Raw genomic sequence first — 19041 nt, forward strand, 5'->3', positions numbered from 1 at the left:
GCATTGCCATAGGCACACATCGCCACACGCGCTCGATCATACTCCACCGGGCGTGTTAGGTATGGCAGCAACTCGGCAGCCTCTGTCGTGATCATTCAACTGAAAGGTAGAATAAATGCGCGCTACAATCCTGTTGGCAATGGTTCTCGCCCTCGCCGGATGCTCCCAGACCGGCGGCGGCGGCGGTGGCGGTGGCGGCTACGCCGCCGATTATGAAGCTGGTGACGGCGACTATTATCACGGGATCGTAGCGCCGAGATAAGGCCCGACCTTCTGCACGAAAGACCACCTTTCGTGTTCCAGCGGGATGGACGCTCGTTCAAGTCCATCCCGGCAATACCCCCTAGGCACACCCGCAGCCGCCTCGGCTATGATCAATCGAGGGACTGCCGACTCATCCACCCGAAATCGCGAGTGCTGCGACGAGGCGTCCGGACCCGTTTCATCGCCGCGGAGCATGCCGATTTGTGCAATCAGAGCCAGCGCCTGACGCGCGCCTTGTAGGCCCGATAGACGTCGCCGAACTTGCGCTCGAGATAGGCCTCCTCGCGTGCCACGACGCCATAGCGGATGATAAGGTAGAAAGGCACCAGCAAGATCAGCAGCCACAGGCTGTCGAAGACGATGGAAAAGCCGATCAGGCCGAGAAACATGCCAGTATAGATCGGGTTGCGGGTGAAGCGGTAGGGACCGGCTTCGACAATCGCCGATGTCGGGCGATGGATCTGGATTTCGGTTCCCGCACGCCTGAAGCTCACCGCCGCCCAGATCAAAAGCGCGAGACCGGCGAGAAAAATGATGCCGCCGACGAGGACGTCCGGCACGGTCGCGGGCACGAACGGCAACGGGTAGAGCCGGTCGAGCACGAGGCCACCGCCCACCGACATCACCCAGGCGATCGGCGGATGGATCACGGCGCCGGAACGGTCAGGCGCATTTCCCGTCGTGTCGTTCATCAAAACACCTTTGGCCTGGTTTCCGCGCCGTCCGTTCCCGCACCGATGGCGCTGGCTGCCATTTTAGAGGATGCGGGCCATTTGCGAAAACCCTCCAAGACGCTATGTGAACGGAGGATCATCGGCTCTGTCTGGGTCCGTGATCATGCCATGGCTACAACAGGACGAGACACATGAAAGCACGCGTCAAATGGGTGGAAGACCGGACCTTCGTCGGAGAGTCTGGTAGCGGCCACAAAGTCGTATTGGGAACCGCCTTCGGCGAAGAGGGGCGCACCCCGGGACCGAGCCCGATGGAACTGGTGCTGATCGGCACCGGTGGCTGCTCGGCCTATGACGTCGTGCACATTCTGGAGAAGGGCCGCGAGCCGGTGGAAGACTGCGTCGTCGAACTCGACGCCGACCGCGCCGAGACGGAACCGCGCGTCTTTACCCGCATCCACATGCACTTCATCGTCAAGGGACGCGGACTTGCGGTCAACAAGGTCGAGCGCGCCGTTTCGCTCTCGATCGAGAAATACTGCTCGGCCTCGGCCATGCTCGCCAAGACCGCGACGATCACCCACGATTTCGAAGTGGTCGACACCAGCGCCGGCTGAGAGCCGACCTGGCGCTCGCATCCCCAGCGGTGCGAGCGCATCGACGACCCGCGGGCGCGCGGGTCGCTATCGTCGCGCGGGCTGAAACAGTTCGACAACATTTCGGGAGGGATCGATCAAAAGGATCTGCGCCCCTCCGGGACCGGTGACGATGTCATTGCGGAACATGACGCCGGCACGGCGCAGCCGCTCCACTTCGGCGTTGAGGTCATCGACGAGGAGATGGATGCGGTTCCAGCCGCCCGGCCCCGGCTTCTCGCCGTCCGGCATCGGCCGGCCGGCCGAACTCGTCGGTCCGCTCAGCAGCAGCCGCAGCGCACCGCGCTGCACATCTGCGAAAGCCGGTGCATAGCTCGACAGAAGCGAAAAGCCGAGGTGGGTCGTGTACCAGGCGATCGCCGCCTCGACGTCGTCGACCATGTAGCGGACATTGACTGTTTCCGACATTGCTTTTCCTCCAAGTAAACCCGGCCGGCCGATGCGGCTCCCTCACGCCGTTCCGAACTCACTCCGGCAGTCCGGCCAGCCGCAATCCTTCAACGTAACGCGCAAGCAAGGCCTTATCCCGGTAGGGTGCACGGGAACCGTATCGCTCGATCGAGAATTCCGGATTGAGTTTCAGGAGCTCCGCCGCGGCGCGACGTGCATCCTCAAGGCGCCCGAGTTGCGCGTAGGTCGCCGCCAGCAAACGGTAGGCCGAACCAAGATCGGCCATCTTCTCCAGCAGAGCCAACGCTTCGGTGTACTGGCCGGAGAGATACCTGGCAGCCGCGATGTTCCAGAAATACCAGTCCGGACGACTGGGGTTCAGCCGCAAGGCCAGTTCCCCGATCCTGATCGCGTCCTCCAACAGACCGAGATACCCCAGGGCATCGCAATATTCCGCAAGAAGATCGCAATTGTTCGGCGCCAGTTCGCGCCCACGCTCGTAACAACCGATGGCGCGTTCTGCCTCTCCCCTCCACAAATGGACGACGCCGAGCGCCCAGTGAACATCGGCGTCACAGGGACTGAGCTCCAAAGCCTTGCTTGCCGATGCGAAGGCACTGGCAAGCGTCGCTTCCATGTCGGCACGCTCGTTCCATTTCAGTTTGCGTATATCCAGCCAGGCCAGCCCGAGATATCCGCGGGCGTAGGCTGGATCAGCGTCGACCGCGGCCAGGAACATCTCCTTTGCCCGCCTGACCTCATCCGGTTTCAGGCTTTTTTCAATGTGCCGGCCACGCAGATAGAAATCGTAGGCGCTTGATCCTTTGAGCGGCTCGGCGAGAATCCGGTATCGTTCGGCCTCTTCGATTTTGACATTCAAGGCAGCCGGAATGGAACGGGACAACTCGTCCTGGACATCGAACATGTCGACAAGGTCGAAATCGTATTTCTCCGCCCAGATGTGTTCGCCAGTGGCATTGGTCAGACTGGCATTGACCCTGACCCGGTCGGCAGCGCGCCTGACGCTGCCTTCGAGCGTGTAGTAGGTTGTGCGTGCCTGAGGTTGCGGCTCGGGACGCGGCAACCGAACGATCACGTTCAAACCGGAGAACCGCGACAATGCCGCGACGACGTCCTGCGTGATGCCGGCCGCGAAATAATCCTCATCGGGATTGCCGCTCAAATTCGCAAAGCGCGACACATAGAGATGCGTCCGGCTCGACTTGACGGGGGGATTTTCCCGTATCTCCTGTGTCGGTGGCGCCATCAGCGCCGCCCCCTCCGATCCGCCGTCGTCGATGACGATATTGTAGATGTGGACGGGGCGGCCGATGTTCTTCAACGCCTGCGCGCCCGTGTCTTCGAAGCGGATGTCCAGGCGACCGCCCAGCGTGTCGTGAACCGAGGCGGAGACGGATATGCCACCCGGCTTGGCGAGGCTCTCGATGCGCGCCGCCACGTTGACGCCGTCACCGTAAACGTCACCGTCTTCAAACAGGATATCGCCGAGATTGATCCCAATGCGAAATTCGATCCGGCGATCCCGCTGCGTACCCGCGTTCCTCGTCTGCATTCCCCGCTGGATCTCGACCGCGCAGAGAACTGCGTCTTCCACGGCACGGAACTCCATCAGCATGCCGTCACCGATGAGCTTGACGATGCGCCCGTGATGCGCGGCGACCGCGACGTCCCACAGCTCCTGCCGATGAGCCATGAGGGTCGCAAGCGTGCCCTTCTCGTCGAGCTCCATCAGCCGACTATAGCCGACCACGTCCGCGGCCATGATGACGGAGAGCTTTTGTTCCATCGGCGCCCCCAGGCTCCAGCACCCCTATGGATAGCATATCCGGACGGGCGAGGCACTGAAGACGCGGCCACGCAGCCGACAGATCCCTGGGAGCGTCGATGACAGGCGGCGAAACGGCGGCTTCAATCCCGATAGAAGTTGCGCCGCCAGCGGTGGGCGGTCAGTTTCGCCCGCTGCGCATCCGGCAGGCCGGCACCGTCGCCGATGGCGCAGTTGCGCTCGACGTTGCGCACCGAACGCATGCCGGGAATGACCGTCGATACGGCCGGGTGGCTGAGAACGAAGCGCAGCGCCGTCTCGGCCAGTGCGTCGGGCTTGATTTCCAGATCCTCGACGATCTTCTGCGTTCGTTCCTCGACCTCGCGCTTGCGCTCGCCCCGGAAGTAGGTTTCCCGGAAGTCACCCTCGGGAAAGACGGTATCGGCGCGGATCTGGCCGGTCAGACCACCTTCGTCGAGCGCCACGCGGACGATGACGCCGACATTGTGCTTCAGGCACGCGGGCAGCAGTTTTTCTTCCGGCGCCTGCTCGAAGATGTTGTAGATCACCTGCACGCTGTCGACGACGCCGGTCTCGATCAGCCGGAGCGCATTGTCCGGCTCGTAGTCGTTGATCGAAACGCCGAAGAAGCGGATCTTGCCGTCGCGCTTCAGCCGCTCGACAGCCTCCAGCCAGTCGCCGCGGCCTACCCACTCGTCCGACCACACATGGAACTGCTGCACGTCGATCGTCTCGACACCGAGATTGCGCAGGCTCGTCTCGGTGCAGGCGATGACGTGGTCGGCCGGGAAGGTCTGCTCGGCCGGGGTGCCGGCGTGCGCCGGCCATTGCATGTTCTTAGGTGGGATCTTGGTGGCGACATGGATCGTCTCCGACCGCTCGCGCAGCAAGGCGCCGATCAGCTTCTCGCTGTGGCCCTGGCCGTAGCCGAGTGCGGTGTCGATGAAATTGAGGCCGAGGTCGACTGCGCGGTTGAGGGCGCGGGCGGACTCGTCGTCGCGCGCGCCCTGCCAATGGCTCTTGCCGATGCCCCAGGCACCGTAACCGATTTCGGAAATGCGCAGGCCCGTACGGCCGGAGGTTCTGTAGTGCATGGCGCTCTCGCTGGCATTGGGGAAGGAGGACGGGATACCGCCGGTTATCTAGGCTTCAGCGATCGACCGTCAACCGGGAAAATGTCACGGCCACGGCGGCTTTGTTGCCTCATACGTCCTAGGCAAGAAACCAGAAGAAAACGGCCGACAGGAAGATGAAGGCGAGCACGAGCCCCATGAACTGCCGCATGCCCTCGCTCGTATTGTCGCCGAGCAAGGCGACCCAGATCGGCCCGCCGCTGCAGTCTTCGTCGCGCATGTCGCGGATGGAAGCCAGCGCATCGCGACCGACCGCCGGACGGCTGTAGTCGTGCGGCGGCGGCTGCCGGTTGCGATGAGGGGCGAGAGATCCCGAAAGATCCGGCGCCACCAGGCCGCCGTCGCCGGCGTCGACCACGGGAGACAACCGTTCCTGCGTCGTCGACCCGTCGCGGGTCGCGTCTCCTGCCCGCAGGCGCCCTGCGCCATGGTGAAACGCCCAGCGCTGTGGTTTCGACTGCGGATCGGATTTCACGTGCCGGATAGACATCACGCACCTCCACAGGCGTAACCGCTAACCGGGCACTTTGGTTCCGTGCGCGGGCATGCATTGTTGATCACGGGGGCGTGGCGTCGACGAATTCGACACTTGAAGGACGCAATTGCCGGCAGCGTCTGCCGAAAAACAAAAGAGCCCGCCGCGGGAGGAGCGGCAGGCTCTCTAAAAATCGATCAGCAGCCTGGGAGGAGGAGTGGCGCTGATCTCGTGAACGATCCATGGGAGGAGGAGATCGTTCACCGCATCGAAGCTCTGCGGGAGGAGATGCATTGCTTCGATGAGGTGAATATACAGGGTTTCTGCCCAAATCGTAGGCGGATTTTGCGCAAGCCAGCTATGCGCTATGCGCGCAGCGCAATACCGGCGCATCGGTCCAGAGCCGCCGTAAATGCGATCGAACGGCCGGTGATGCCGGCGAAACGCGGGCAGGCGGAAACGGGTTTCACGCCGCCCGTATTCCGACGTCGTAGGCGCTTCTGCCGCGCGAAACCGTCAGTTTTCCATGAAGGCGCGCGCCATGCTGTCGCGGATCGGCTTGGTGAGATAGTCGAAGAAGGTCCGCTCCGCCGTCTGGATCAGAATTTCCGCCGGCATGCCGGGGGTCACGACGAAATTGTGAACTCTTGCAAGCTCGCTTGCCGGAAGGCTGACGCGCGCCAGGTAGACCTCGCGCGTGCCCTCATGCGTCTGCACCGGCAGGGCGTCCGCCGACACGTAGAAGACCTGCCCATTGAGGACCGGCGTCGTGCGCTGGTTCAGCGCGGTCAGCCGCACCGTCGCCTTCTCGCCGACCCGGATATTGTCGACGTCGGTGCGCAGCACCTGCGCCTCGATGATGAGCGGTACATCGGCCGGCAGGATTTCCATGATCGGCTTGCCGCTCTCGATGACGCCGCCGGACGTATGAAAATGCATCCTGATGACCGTGCCGGTCACCGGCGCGTTGATCGTCGCGCGGCGGAGCACATTGGTGGCGCCGCGCAATTGTTCACGCACTGTGTCCAGTTCACCCTCGGCCTTCTGCAATTCGTCGAGCGCAGCCTCTTGGTAGCTCTGTTCGGTCTGGTTGACCTGCTGCTGCTGCTTGAGGATCTGGGACCCGGTCTCCGAGACTTCGGACATCAGACGGCCAATCTGGCCCTCTGCATCGGCGATCGCGCGCTGGATGGTCTTGATCTCCGTCTTGCGGATCAGGTCCTTGGCCAAAAGCGTCTTCTTGCCGATGTATTCCTCCTCGAGCAGGACTCGTTGCTCGCGCACCGATTTCAGCTGCTCCTGAAAACCTTGCGAGCGGAACTCCAGGCTCTCGATATTCCGCTTCAACAGTCCGATATCGCTGTCGAGCTTGCTCCTCCAGGTCTGAAAATTGAGCTCCTGGCTCTGCACGATCGGGACAATCTCAGGATCTTTCTTGACGTGCTCCGTGAGAACCGCGGGCAGCACGATCTGCTTCAAACCGTGCGCCTGCGCGGTCAGCCGGGCGACGATCGCCTCCAGCCGCGCCCAGCGCAGAAAATACTGCCTCTCATTCGCTTGTGCGGCCGTTTCGTCCAGCCGCACCAACGGCTGATCCACGGTTACGCGGTCGCCCTCGCTCACCAGAATATCCTTGATGATCCCGCCTTCGAAGTGCTGGACCACCTTGTTCTGCCCGGTTGCGACAAAGCTGCCCTGGGCGATGATGGCTGCCGCCAGAGGCGCGGTGAAGGCCCAAAGGCCAAAGCCGCCGAAGGTCACGACGATCAGCACCAGGCCGATCATCGTATGCTGCCAGATTGAACGCGGAACCTCTGCGTACCAGGTCAGATCCTGTACTTTGGCCATGTCGCTCATGATCGCCTACGGAAGCTGGTTTTGTTCGAGCGGGTTGCCTTCGGTATTCACCCCACGCGAAGCGAGTGCCTTGAGAACGTCCTGGCGCATGCCGAAGAGCGCCACCGTGCCGTTGACGAGCAGCAGAACCTTGTCGACGCTGTTCAAAAGCGCCGGTCGCTGAGTGATGGTGACAACCGTGATCTTCTCACGCTTGGCATGCGTCAGCGCCCGCGTCAGCGCCGCCTCGCCGGCGGTATCGAGATTGGAGTTGGGCTCGTCGAGCACAACCATGCGCGGGTTGCCGAAGAAGGCGCGGGCAAGGGCGACGCGCTGCTTCTGGCCGCCCGATAGAGGCGAGCCGTCGGCGGCCACCACGGTCTCGTATCCGTGCGGCAGCATGGCGATCATGTCGTGAACATCGGCAAGCTTGGCAGCGGCGTAGATGTCGGCGTCGGTGGCATCCTCGCGCATGCGGGCGATGTTGGCCTTGATCGTGCCGGGAAACAGCTGCACGTCCTGCGGCAGGTAGCCGATGCTTTCGCCGAACTGCCGCTGGTCCCAGTTCCTCAGGTCCATGAGATCCAGCCGGACGTTGCCCGACGTCGGCAGGATGGATCCAACCAGCATCTTGCCGAGCGTCGTCTTGCCGGCACCGGAACTGCCGATCACGGCAAGCGAATCGCCGGGCTCCAGCGCAAAGGTAATTCCGTTGAGCACCACGCGCTTGGTGCCCTGCGGAACGAAAAGCAGGCGCTCGACATCAAGGCGCCCTTCGGGCCGCGGCAGCTTCAACCGTTCGAAATTGAGCGGTGACGTCTTCAGCAGCGCGGAAATGCGCCCATAGGCAGCACGCGACTGGATGACCTGGCTCCATCCCTCGATCGCGCCCTCGATAGGTCCAAGCGCGCGGCCCGCGATGATGGAGGCCGCAATCACCATGCCACCGGTGAGCGAGCCATTGAGGGCGAGATGGGCGCCCCAACCGAGCATCGTCACCTGTGTCAGGAGGCGCACCGCCTTGGACAGCGACGCAAAGGCGATGTTGCGGTCCTGCGCCATCACCTGGGCCTTGAGCGAACCGGCCATGTCCTTGCCCCAGATGTGCACGGCCTCCGGGATCATCGCCAGTGCGTTGATGATCTGGGAGTTGCGCGACATCGAATCGAGGTGAAGGTTGGCCTTGGTCTGGAAATTGGTCGCTTCGCCGAACGCCGCAGCCGTCGCTTTCTGGTTCAACAGCGTAACGATGAGGAGGAGAACGGCTGAGGTGACGACGATTATCCCGAGATGCGGATGGATGAGGAAGACCGCCACCAGAAAGAGCGGCGCGATCGGCGCATCGAGAAACGAAAGCAGCGTGCCGGAGACGAGGAAGGAGCGAAGCTGCTGCAGGTCGCCAAGCGTCTGGTACTCGCGCCCGTTGCTATGCAGGGCGGCTCTCGCTGCCGCGCTCAGGATCGGCGCGCCGAGTTGCGCGGCCACCTCCACGGCGGTGCGCATCAGGATCATGCGGCGAATGGCGTCGAAAACCGACTGCAGCAGCACCGCGCCGACGATGATCGCCGTCAGCATCACCAGCGTGTCGACGGAGCGGCTGGTCAGCACCCGGTCCGAAATCTGGAACAGATAGACAGGGATCGAAAGCACGAGGATGTTGGTGACGATCGTAAACAGCATGACGATCATCAGGTTCTGCCGGATCGCCTTGAGACCAGCGCTGAGGCTCGCCGAAAAATCGACCGGGCCAAGGCGCTTGTGGAACACGCCCCCTCCACCGCCTCCGCCGCCGCCCTTGTCGGACGATCCGCCACCTTTGTCGGGCGACCGCGGCTCGGCCTTGATCGGCCCACGGTCGGCTTCGATCACCACCATGCCCGAAGGCGAATATCTCTCCTTCATCTCCGCGGTCGGCCAGGCAACCGGTTTTCCGACCGGCTTTTCGATGCAGGGTTCCGGCTTTGGTTCCTCCTGCAACGGGCGGCGCTCGACCGTCGCCTCGCCGCGCAGAGCCGGCTCGGGTCTGGCCACGGGCTCGGTCTTTGGAGGCCACGGCCGCGACGTGACGTTGACCGTCTCAGCGGCATCCGCCCGTGGCGTTCCCATCTGTGCGCGTGACGCCTGCGCGACCCCGATCGGTGCGGCCGGTGCAGCAGCGCGCGCCGGTGCGAGGCCGGGTGTCGGACCGGTGATCTGTACCGGCCTTGCGGCAACGCCCGATCCGGGAAGAGGCGAAACGGGTGAAGGGGTCCAGTTGCCATCCTCGCCGGCGCCGTTTGCCGCCACTCTTCTTATTTGGTCCGCCACCCCGTCGATCTCCCTAACAGCACGGTCCAGAACGTGTTCCTGATGATTGAGCTTGCGCAGAAACTGCCGTCGCGCGGCGTCGGCGCCGGATGCTTCCGGCCGTGTTCCGTTTTCCTCCGCACGCGAAGCGGCATCGGCGCCGGTTTCGGCAGACACTGGCCGAGACGGATTGGTGCGGTCGGTCATGACTATCCTCCCGCACTCCCATCAGGCGACCATGCTGTGCATGGGGTCGGCACTGGCCGTATCGATGCCGTGCCCATGGCTCGGCGAGATCTGATCCTGCGGCTGGTGGCCGAAATCCGGAGTGAGCATGTCGTCGCCGAGAAAGACGACCGCTTCGCTGACCAGCGCATCCGGGTTCTGACTACCGAGATAGGGATCGTTCTTGACCAGCTCCGCCTGGATGAGCACCTCGTCCGAATAGGCGCCGCCGCCGGCATAGATCGTCTTGCCCGTATCGACATCGACGATCCCGGCATAGTTCAGCAGAGCATTCGAGCCCGTGGAAATGGTCCAGTCCGCGTCCGGGCGCGCCTCGAGCGCGTTCATCGCCAGCGTCACCTGATCGCTGTCGCCGAGAATGTTGGTCTGCTGGATGTAGTTGAGGCTGATGAGGTCGCCGGAAATGTAGAGCACCCTCAGGCCATTCAGCCCGGCAAAGGCGGGATCATGCAGAAAGTCGTCGCCCGACGGCTTCTTGCCTTCCGACAGATCCTGCAGCGCGGACAGGTAACCGTCCGACATCGGATTGACCGGGCCTGCACTGCCAGCTTCGACGATTCCGGCATAGTTCCAAAGCAGGTTTCCGCCGGTCGAGACCGAACCGGCGCCGCTGGTGTGAAAGCCGCCGACGGCACCGATCAGATCGTTGTCGAGCAGGATGTTCGTCTGCTGGATGATGTTGGCGTCGAAGACGCTGCCGCCGACGAAGATCAGGTCAAAGCGGTATCCGAGCTCCAGCAGCGATATCTGGTTGGCCGCCGTGTTGTCGCCACCGACGATCGAAAGCTTCGAGCCCGAAGCCGCGAGGATCGCCGTGTCCTGGTCCGACATGAAAGTGAACTGCTGGAGCCAGTTGACCATCATCAGGTCGCCCTTGACCTCGGTGATGGCCCAGACCTTGGGGAAGTCGGCGGTGTCGGCATGCGTCGTCTGCGCCGGCTCGACATGTTTGAACATGGCGATGTTGAACGCCTGGGTAGCATGCTGCTCAATATTGTTGCCGCTCAGCGCGGAACTGACGAGGTCGCTGTCATAGTGGGTGTTGACCTGAACGATCGCGTTGAGTTCGACGTGGTCGCCGGCCACCGCCAGCACTTCGGCCTGCAGCCAGTCGCTGGTGATGACGACGGAGTTGACCAGCGTGTTGCTGCCCGCTTCCAGCTCGACCGAAGTGTCGACCGCGACGGCACCCTCGCCATAGGCGATGCCGCCCTCGACTTCGACCCCGTCGTTCGACAGTTCGGGCTCGTCCGGCGCATCGGAAGCCTCGTCCGGGTCCGGCAGGTGATCCTTGAGAACCGGCGCTTCCTCAACGATCACGCCGTTCACATAGATGCCTTCGAGCGTGCTGGCCCTGGCTGAAAAATGGGTGACGCTCAGCCCCCCGGCCTCCGCTTCGCCGCCGGTGGAGAATGCCTCAAGCCTCTCGGCCGTGCCGACAACGAGGCTGGCGATCGCGTCACTGGAGCCGGCGACATCCGTCTCGCCGAGCAGCGAAATACTCTGCGTCGCGTCGATGAGCTCGGCCATCGTCGCGCTGTTGTCGATCTGCAGGCCGGACTTCAGGCCATGCCCGCCGACACTGACGAAATCATTGTCCGAAAGCTCGGCGGTCTGGTTGCTGTAGACCACCACCGAGCCCGGCGGGTTGATGTGCGGCTCGACCACCTGCGAGGCCGATCTCGGCGATGCGCCCTGCAGGAAGGCTTCCGAGCTGGCGCGGCCAAGGGAGCCGCCAAAAATCGGGTATTCGGGGAAGGACACCCCAGCATAGCCGTCCGGTATCGGCATGAAGATGTCCGGTCCGACCGGCTTGTACGGGACGTCGGGGTTGAAGTCGTCGAGATCGTAAGGTGCGTGCACCTTGACCGGCGCAGAAACGAGCTCCTTCGGATCCTTGTGGACGTCGCGATCCGGGTCGAACTTCTCATGGATTTCACGCAGACGCGCCTCTTCGGTAGAGAGTTCGAAGAGACCGATGAAATGGGCAATGGCCTCGGTGATCTTTGCGGAATACAAGGTCAGGCCCTCCTCTTGTCGTCGGCAGTCCCCGCCGGCTTGGCGGGTCGTGCCTGACTGCGCGAGAGCTTCCCGCGCAGTCATTCTCGGGTCGATCCCGCGAGACGCGGATCGACGCCCCCTCACCGATCAGGTGTTGTCGTCGTCGCCGACGGCAGTGGTCGTGTAATCACCACCGACGACCGTCATGTCGATCGTGTTGCCCTGCAGGTTCGCGCCGAGCACGATCTGCTGGTTGAAGGCGTTGGTGTCGATAACTGCGTCTGCCGAAGCCGAGGAGAGCCCTTCGACGAAGCTGTCGTCACCATTGTACGAGCCCCACATGCCGGCGCTGCCACCCGCACCGCCATCACCGTTCGTCGCGAAGCCACCCGCGCCGCCGGCACCGCCGGCACCACCGAGTGCATGGCCACCGTAGGCATCGCCACCGTCGCCGCCGGCTGCCCACGAACCCGTGAGCGCGAGGCCGCCGAGGCCGTGACCACCGGTCGCTGCACCACCGGTACCGTCACCACCGGTCGAGTCACCCGTAGAGCCGCCACCGGCATAGGCATCGCCACCACCGCCGCCGGCACCGCCGACGCCTGCACCGGCGCCGAAGCCAGCACCCGCGCCAAGACCAGCACCCAAAGCGCCGCCGCCGTCGCCGGCATCGCCGGCATCACCACCGTCAGCACTGCCGGTATCGCCAACCGCTACGCTGTTGCCACCGTTGCTGTCGCCACCGTCGCCACCGAGGTTCAGGATTGGAAGGATGAAGCCGCCGGCATCGCCGCCGTCACCTGCATCCGAAGATCCTGCCGGGCCGCTCGTGACGTCGCCACTTGTGCCACCGTTGCCGGCACCATTGCTGCCGCCGTCGCCGCCGGCTGCCGCGCCGACACCAAGGCCGACACCGAGACCGAGGCCGACGCCGAGGCCGGCACCACCGGCACCACCGGCACCGGCTGTCGCCGTACCGCCATTTGCGTCACCGCTGGAGCTGCCGCCGCCAACGCCAACACTGGCTGCAATGCCGCCAAGGCCGGCACCGCCGGTCGCATCGGCATTGTTGTCTGCGTCGCCGCCATCGCCGTCGCCAGCGCCCGCGAAGCCACCAACGCTATGGCCGCCATCGCCGCCGTCGCCACCGTTGGCATAGGCCTTGCTTCCGCCTTCACCACCGTCTGCGCCGGCCTGAATGCCGTCGCCCGAGCGGGCGTCGCCGGCATTGGCGTTGCCGTTCTGGTTAAGCGTGCCGCTGTTGTTGATGTCAGAGGCGCTGTCGTCATCCGACATGATGGCGTTCTGGCTGAACACGTTGGCAACGTTGCTGTTGCCGTTCATCGAGCCGTTCAGGATGTCCTTGAAGCTCGTGTTCGCCATGCCGTGGATCGAGGAGTTGTCGATATCGGCAAAGTCGTCGTCGGACGGCTTGTAGCCGCTCAGGTCGAGATCGACGTCCACGTCGACGGTCGTCTTGCTGTCGACGTCGACATGGGTGCTGTTTTCGTTGAGGTTGGCATTGAGGTTGGCGTTGCCATTGCCGTTCAGGTTGGCGTTGCCATTGCCGTTCAGGTTGGCATTGCCGTTGCCGTTCAGGTTGCCGTTCCCGTTGGCATTGGCGTTGCCGTTACCATTGAGGTTGCCGTTGCCGTTGAGATTGCCGTTGTAGGACTCGCTGTACTGCGATTGTCCCTGATCCTGGCCCTGACCTTGGTCCTGGCCCTGTCCCTGGTCTTGCCCCTGGCCCTGGCCTTGTCCCTGTCCCTGAAGCTGGCCTTGCAGCTCCGCCTGCAATTGTCCCTGACCCTGGCCCTGTCCTTGTCCCTGGTCTTGATCTTGAGACTGGCTGTCATCCCATGGCCACAGGATATTCTTGTCCTTACTCATGACGATTACCTCGAGTTGAGGCCGCGACAGCCGAGCCGCATTCTTCTCTTACGCGGATTTGGGCCATGCGCGGGCTACGTGTTGGACTTGTTGAACTCAGTAACGGTGTTTTCCTCCGGGCGCCTAGTCGCCCATCTGTCGATACTTTGATCGCTTTTGTTGCCTCTCCCCTTACTTGGTCGAGAGGACCGGAACAGGTTCCCAACTGGGTATTCCATTCGATGCAGAGCTTGCCCAAAGGGGGCCTGAGTGCGTCCTGCTCGCCGGTTGCAGAGGAGACTCTGTCTAAAACCGACACGCATTGTAAGTTGTCAGTTCGGGCTAACCTTCGCGGGCTAGCGACGAGACGCAGAAACCTTCACCCGTGGGCTAGGCAAAATATGGCCGTCACCCGACGGCTGGCCACGCGCCGGAGAGGGCCCGAGCGCCGCATTTCCGGGCCTGCGCGACCATCGTCGGAACGAATTTACTGGACGCAGGAATGCAGTATTCTGACGAGCAGTGGTGTGGCATTTGGCAACCGGCGAGCACTGGAAGGCCCATGGCAAGATTTCACGAAATCCTCCTCTTAATCGGACAACTCAACTACACGTGGACGAACACGGAGAGTTTGCTCATCTACCTCATCGCCGGCCTCGCCCGGGTCGACAAGGAAACCGCGATCGTCATCTTCCTGACGCTGAACACGACGCGGGCCCGCATCGAACTCGTCGAGCGGCTGACCAAGATGGGAAAGACGCCTGCCGCGCAGCGGCAGGAAATTCTTTCGATTACCCAACAGCTTGGCCGGCAGGCAAAACTCCGCAACAAGTACAGCCACTGCATCTATTCCTTCGACGAAACCGGCGATCAGGCGAGCACGCAACTGATGGCGATCTTCGACAGCAAGGACACGATCAAGTACGGCAAGATCGAGCAGATCAACGAGGCGGAGATCGCGCGGATCAACGAGGTGATCGAGCAGCTGCAGGAGGTCAACCGGGAAATCTGGGCGATCGTCGACCGCTACGCCTTCCCGCGCTGATCACCCGCCACGAGCGCAGACGACGGCATGCCGCAATCCTGCTGCCGCCGCTGGTGGCGGATGCGCGGCAGCCACCTCCACACGGCCCGGTTTCCAGCCATCCACAATTCAACCGCATTGTCAGGCCATCGCAGCAGCGACGGCAAAAGGAGGCGATGCGGATGGTTGGACAACCCGAGGAGAGGCGGTTTACGAGCCTTGAGGCGCGCATCGACGCTGCGGCGCATGGCGTGCTCGACCGGCTTCCGGCAAGCGGCTTCCTTGGCGGCCTGACCGAATTTCTGGTGTTCGGCATCAAGCAGGCCTTCGCCTGCCTCTTCGGCGGCGCGATGCTGGCCCTGATGCTGGCAACGAAATTCTACTGGCCCGAAGGTAGTGGTCTCGCCCGCTACGACTTCCTGTTCCTGAGCGCCATCGCCATCCAGATCTCACTGCTCGTCTTCAAGCTCGAGACCATCGCCGAGGCCAAGGTCATCCTGATCTTCCACGTCGTCGGCACGCTGATGGAAATCTTCAAGACCTCCGTCGGCTCCTGGATCTATCCGGAGCCAAGCTTCTTCCGCATCGGCGGCGTGCCTTTGTTTTCGGGCTTCATGTATGCCGCCGTCGGCTCCTATCTGGCGCGCGTGACCCGCATTCTCGACATGCGCTACAGCAACTATCCGCCGCTCATCGCGACCCTGCTTTTGGCCCTTGCCATCTATGTCAACTTCTTCAGCCACCACTACATCATCGACCTTCGCTACGCGCTGTTCGGATTGACCGCGATCCTCTTCCTTCGCACCACGGTGCATTATCGCGTCTTCCGCTTTCGCCACCGCATGCCGCTGCTCGTGGGCTTCCTGCTGGTCGCCCTCTTCATCTGGTTCGCCGAAAACATCGGCACTTGGTCGCGGGCCTGGATCTATCCCTCGCAGCATGCCGGCTGGACGCTGGTCTCCGTGCAAAAGCTCGGCGCCTGGTATCTGCTGATGATCCTGTCGTTCGTGCTGGTCACGCTCGTGCATCGTCCGCGCGCGGTTGCCGCTCCGGCAGCCGTGGCCGAGAGTACAGCCGTCGAGATGGGCGATGCAGCCATCGCCGGAAAGGGTGTCGGCGCGCGATAGCGCAACCGTACGACGAGAAGGCAGATCGCCCCAGGAGTTGCAAAACGGCGCGCGCTGGAAAACGATACCGAATCAATCGCTTTCGCAACGAGGGGAAACATGCGGCGTTTCTTTCTTTGCCTGCTGGCGCTCGGCGTCCTCGCTGTCGTTTCAGTCATGATCCTGCCCAGCTTCGTTTCGAGCGACTGGATGCGCGCCGAACTGGGACGGCAACTCTCGAACGCGACCGGCAGCGCGATCGCGCTCAACGGCCCGGTCAGACTTTCCGTCGTCCCGCATCTGGCGGTGGTGGCCGAAAACGTCTCGCTCGATGCCGACGGCATGACCGCCGAGATCGGCGAAGTCGCGGGCTCCGTGACGCTCTCCTCGCTATGGTCCGACCGCCTGCACGTGAGGGAAGTAAGGCTTGTACGCCCTGTCGTGGCGCTGCGGCCGAAGGCAGAGGCCGCAGCGGTTGCGCAAGACGGGGGGGCTGAGGCGGGACAGGCGAGCACGGGCGAAACGCGCGATCCGCTCGCCGCCCTCGTCGCCTTCCTCGAGAAAAGCGCCATCGACAAGATCTCGATCAGCGAGGGAACGCTGCGGCAGGAGGGCGCCGGCGGTTCGGTCGACGTCGTCAGCGATCTCGATCTTACGCTCGCCGTTCCGGATATCGATGGCGAATTGTCGCTCTCGGCCGGCGCCGGCGTCGATGGCCGGCGCTACGATGTCACGCTTGCCGTTTCGCCTTTGCGTCCGCTGCTCGAGCACAAGCCTGCCGAACTCAGCCTTTCCCTGGAGGCCGAGCCCCAGCTTGCGGCCGGGCTCACCGAACTGACTGCCAGCGGCCAGGTAGCGCTGAATGCCAATGGCGGTTACCAGATCCGCGGCGGCAAGCTTACGATCGGCGACGAAGCGCTCGGACTCGACGCGCTGTTCGTGCCGGGCAGCCGCCCGCGGTTCCTCGCCGACCTCAACGCCGAGCGGCTGGATCTGAGCGCATTTCTCGATGACGGCGAGACGGCCGCATCCTCCTCGCAGCCCGAGGAACCGGCAGGCCGGACGGACAAGGCCAAGGCAGCTGCAGGCCTGCAGGCGCTGGCCGGTTTTGACGCCGATATCAGCGTCAATGTCGGCGCCCTTGCCGTTGGTGACATTTCCGCATCCGACGTCGCGCTGACGGCGACCCTCAAGGACGGGCAGTTGACCGGGCGGCTCGAGCATCTCGGCATCGACGCCGGCAGTGTTGCCGCCGATCTCGCCGCCGACGTCGGCGCCGCCGAGCCGATTTTCCAGGGCCGCGTCGTCAGCAACGGGCTCGACGTTTCCAAACTCGCGGCTCTGGTCGGCCAATCGGTACCGCTGTCGGGAACCGTGACGATGGACACGGCCTTCGCGTTTCGCGGACTGAGCGCGAACTCTGTGCGCAAGACGATCAACGTGACCGGCGGCGCAAGCCTGCGTGACGCGACCATCGTCATTCCCGGCATCGCCGATCCGGCCATGGCCGAGGTGAAGGCAAAGAAACTCGCCCTCAAGATCGAGGGCCTGGCCAAGCCAATGCGTCTTGCGGGCAGCCTTGAGTGGCGGGGCAAACCGGCCGAGATCGATCTTACCCTACCGGTCCGCGACCTGCTCATGGACGCCAATGCCCGTGCGGGCGACATCCCGCTGAAGCTCGACCTGCGCACGAAGGAAGCGACGCTTGCGCTGGATGGCAAGGCGGCGCTTGCGGGCAGCTACGCCGGCAAGCTGAACTTCGCGGCCGCAGACCTGCGAGCGCTTCTTGCCTGGATCGGTCAGGCCGACGCGGGCGGCATCACGCAATTCGCCTTCAATGGCGACGTGAAGGCAAGCGCTGCGGGCGTCGCATTCCAGAAGGCCACGCTCTCGGTCAACGGGGTCGAAGGAAGCGGCAATGGCGCGGTCGAACTCGGGACACCGCTCAAAATTTCGAGCGCGCTCCATTTCAAGGAACTAGACCTCGCGCGGTTGGCCGGCGCGCCTTCGGCCGCGCCGCAGGCGAAGGCCAAAAGCAAAGCGAGTGGTGGCCCTGCCCCGGATGGTCCGCTGGATCTGTCCGCACTTCGCTCCATCGATGCCTCCATCAAGGTCGATGCCGAAAAACTCGCCTACGGCCGCGTCGTCGTCGGGCCGGTCGCAACTTCCCTGAAGATCTCCGAGGGCATCGCGAACCTCGACATTCCGGATAGCCCCTTCTATGGCGGCCAGGTGGCCGCGAGCCTGACCGCCGACGGATCCGGCACGGAGCCGTCTATCGCCGTGAAGGCCTCGATATCGGGCGCCTCGGCCGCACCACTGCTCACCGACCTTGCAAACTTCAAGCATCTCGAAGGCGCGCTGCAGACGACGTTCGACATTGCAGGCGCCGGCGGCACGACCAGCACGCTCAAGCGATCGCTCAAGGGCACGGCTGAGGTCCGTTTCTCCGACGGCGCCATTCGCGGGATCGACGTTGCCGACGTCTACAACAATCTCGTCGGCCTGATGTCCTCCGGCTTCAAGCAGAACGACAACAAGGCGACCGGCTTTACCGAACTCGGGGCATCCTTTGCCATCGAGAACGGCGTTGCGCGCACCGACGACATCAAGCTCGTCGGCCCCCTCGTGCGGATGAGCGGCAAAGGCGAGGCAAACCTGCCGGAGGACCAGTTGAACTTCCGCCTCGATCCCCGCGTGGTCGCATCCTTGCAGGGCCAGGGTGCCGACATCGCCACCGAAGGCATCGGCGTGCCCGTCGTCATCGAAGGGTCGTTTGCCGCTCCGCGCATCTATCCCGACCTTTCGGGCCTTCTGAAAAACCCCGATGCCGCGCTTTCGACCTTGAAGAAGCTCGGATTGCCGACCGGCAAGCTGGGGCTCGATGAGCTTCTGTCCGGGGACGGCAAGGGAGGAAAGCTTCGCGACATCCTCAGCGGTGCGATCGGCAAGCAGCCGAAGGACGAAGGCAGCGAGCTCTCCATCGAGCAGATCATCGGCGGTGGCGGCACCGAGCCCGAGGCGGCACCGCCCGTCGATGGGCAAGCTCCGCCCGACACGGCTGCCGAACAGCCGGCGCCGGAAACGCCGCAGCCGGAGCAGCAACCCGCTGCAGAAGCCGAGCAACCGGCACAGGACAGCGGCACTTTGGGAAAGCTGTTCAAGCTTCTTCAATGAGCGAGCGTCTCAGATGATGCAGCCCAAAACCTGAGGCATGTCCACAAGACCACACGTGCCGGCTTCCAACCACGGCCGGCAATGCTAAAGCTGTCGG

Annotated in this window: 14 protein-coding genes; 5 read left to right on the forward strand and 9 right to left on the reverse strand. The window is 63.5% G+C overall.

Annotated elements, in window-relative coordinates; all coding sequences use genetic code 11:
* The first annotated feature begins 115 nt into the window (after positions 1 to 115).
* Positions 116 to 262, forward strand: a complete 147-nt coding sequence (locus BLU15_RS39560; RefSeq protein ID WP_156400696.1) for a hypothetical protein — start codon at positions 116 to 118, stop codon at positions 260 to 262.
* A gap of 211 nt (positions 263 to 473) precedes the next feature.
* Here the strand turns inward: BLU15_RS39560 and BLU15_RS18870 are convergent, their stop codons facing one another.
* Positions 474 to 956 carry a methyltransferase family protein gene (locus tag BLU15_RS18870; RefSeq protein ID WP_089042969.1) on the reverse strand — a complete coding sequence of 161 codons (483 nt, stop codon included), beginning with the start codon at positions 954 to 956 and terminating at the stop codon, positions 474 to 476.
* Between the two features lie 173 nt (positions 957 to 1129).
* Between BLU15_RS18870 and BLU15_RS18875 the strand changes: the two genes are divergently transcribed.
* The gene (locus BLU15_RS18875; protein WP_060604512.1) at positions 1130 to 1555 is read left to right on the forward strand and encodes an OsmC family protein; all 426 of its coding nucleotides are present in this window, start codon (positions 1130 to 1132) and stop codon (positions 1553 to 1555) included.
* Positions 1556 to 1621: 66 nt separating this feature from the next.
* Here BLU15_RS18875 and BLU15_RS18880 read toward each other — a convergent pair whose 3' ends face one another.
* The 8 genes from BLU15_RS18880 to BLU15_RS18920 all read right to left on the reverse strand — a co-directional run bounded on the left by BLU15_RS18880 (position 1622) and on the right by BLU15_RS18920 (position 13658).
* Complete coding sequence (locus BLU15_RS18880) at positions 1622 to 2002, reverse strand: VOC family protein (RefSeq protein ID WP_089042968.1); 381 nt, start codon at positions 2000 to 2002, stop codon at positions 1622 to 1624.
* Between the two features lie 58 nt (positions 2003 to 2060).
* Positions 2061 to 3791, reverse strand: a complete 1731-nt coding sequence (locus tag BLU15_RS18885) for an adenylate/guanylate cyclase domain-containing protein (RefSeq protein ID WP_090297105.1) — start codon at positions 3789 to 3791, stop codon at positions 2061 to 2063.
* A 122-nt stretch (positions 3792 to 3913) separates the two neighbouring features.
* Positions 3914 to 4885, reverse strand: a complete 972-nt coding sequence (locus BLU15_RS18890) for an aldo/keto reductase (protein ID WP_090297108.1) — start codon at positions 4883 to 4885, stop codon at positions 3914 to 3916.
* 118 nt (positions 4886 to 5003) lie between these two features.
* Positions 5004 to 5414 (reverse strand): hypothetical protein, encoded by a 411-nt coding sequence (locus BLU15_RS18895; protein WP_090297111.1) that lies wholly within the window; start codon positions 5412 to 5414, stop codon positions 5004 to 5006.
* 501 nt (positions 5415 to 5915) lie between these two features.
* Positions 5916 to 7256 (reverse strand): HlyD family type I secretion periplasmic adaptor subunit, encoded by a 1341-nt coding sequence (locus BLU15_RS18905; protein WP_034787518.1) that lies wholly within the window; start codon positions 7254 to 7256, stop codon positions 5916 to 5918.
* 6 nt (positions 7257 to 7262) lie between these two features.
* A complete protein-coding gene (locus BLU15_RS18910; protein ID WP_060517687.1) occupies positions 7263 to 9728 on the reverse strand; it encodes a type I secretion system permease/ATPase in 2466 nt (821 codons plus the stop codon).
* Positions 9729 to 9749: 21 nt separating this feature from the next.
* Positions 9750 to 11786, reverse strand: a complete 2037-nt coding sequence (locus BLU15_RS18915; protein ID WP_244496837.1) for a type I secretion protein — start codon at positions 11784 to 11786, stop codon at positions 9750 to 9752.
* Between the two features lie 129 nt (positions 11787 to 11915).
* Positions 11916 to 13658 (reverse strand): hypothetical protein, encoded by a 1743-nt coding sequence (locus tag BLU15_RS18920; protein WP_060517689.1) that lies wholly within the window; start codon positions 13656 to 13658, stop codon positions 11916 to 11918.
* Between the two features lie 541 nt (positions 13659 to 14199).
* Here BLU15_RS18920 and BLU15_RS18925 point away from each other — a divergent pair.
* From BLU15_RS18925 to BLU15_RS18935, 3 genes are all read left to right on the forward strand, one after another.
* Positions 14200 to 14682 carry a hypothetical protein gene (locus tag BLU15_RS18925; protein WP_051659098.1) on the forward strand — a complete coding sequence of 161 codons (483 nt, stop codon included), beginning with the start codon at positions 14200 to 14202 and terminating at the stop codon, positions 14680 to 14682.
* 161 nt (positions 14683 to 14843) lie between these two features.
* Positions 14844 to 15788 (forward strand): DUF817 domain-containing protein, encoded by a 945-nt coding sequence (locus BLU15_RS18930; RefSeq protein WP_090297114.1) that lies wholly within the window; start codon positions 14844 to 14846, stop codon positions 15786 to 15788.
* Between the two features lie 99 nt (positions 15789 to 15887).
* The gene (locus tag BLU15_RS18935) at positions 15888 to 18944 is read left to right on the forward strand and encodes an AsmA family protein (protein ID WP_090297116.1); all 3057 of its coding nucleotides are present in this window, start codon (positions 15888 to 15890) and stop codon (positions 18942 to 18944) included.
* The last annotated feature ends 97 nt before the right edge of the window (positions 18945 to 19041 follow it).

It is taken from the genome of Ensifer sp. YR511, from assembly GCF_900103045.1.
Taxonomy (GTDB): Bacteria; Pseudomonadota; Alphaproteobacteria; order Rhizobiales; family Rhizobiaceae; genus Ensifer; species Ensifer adhaerens.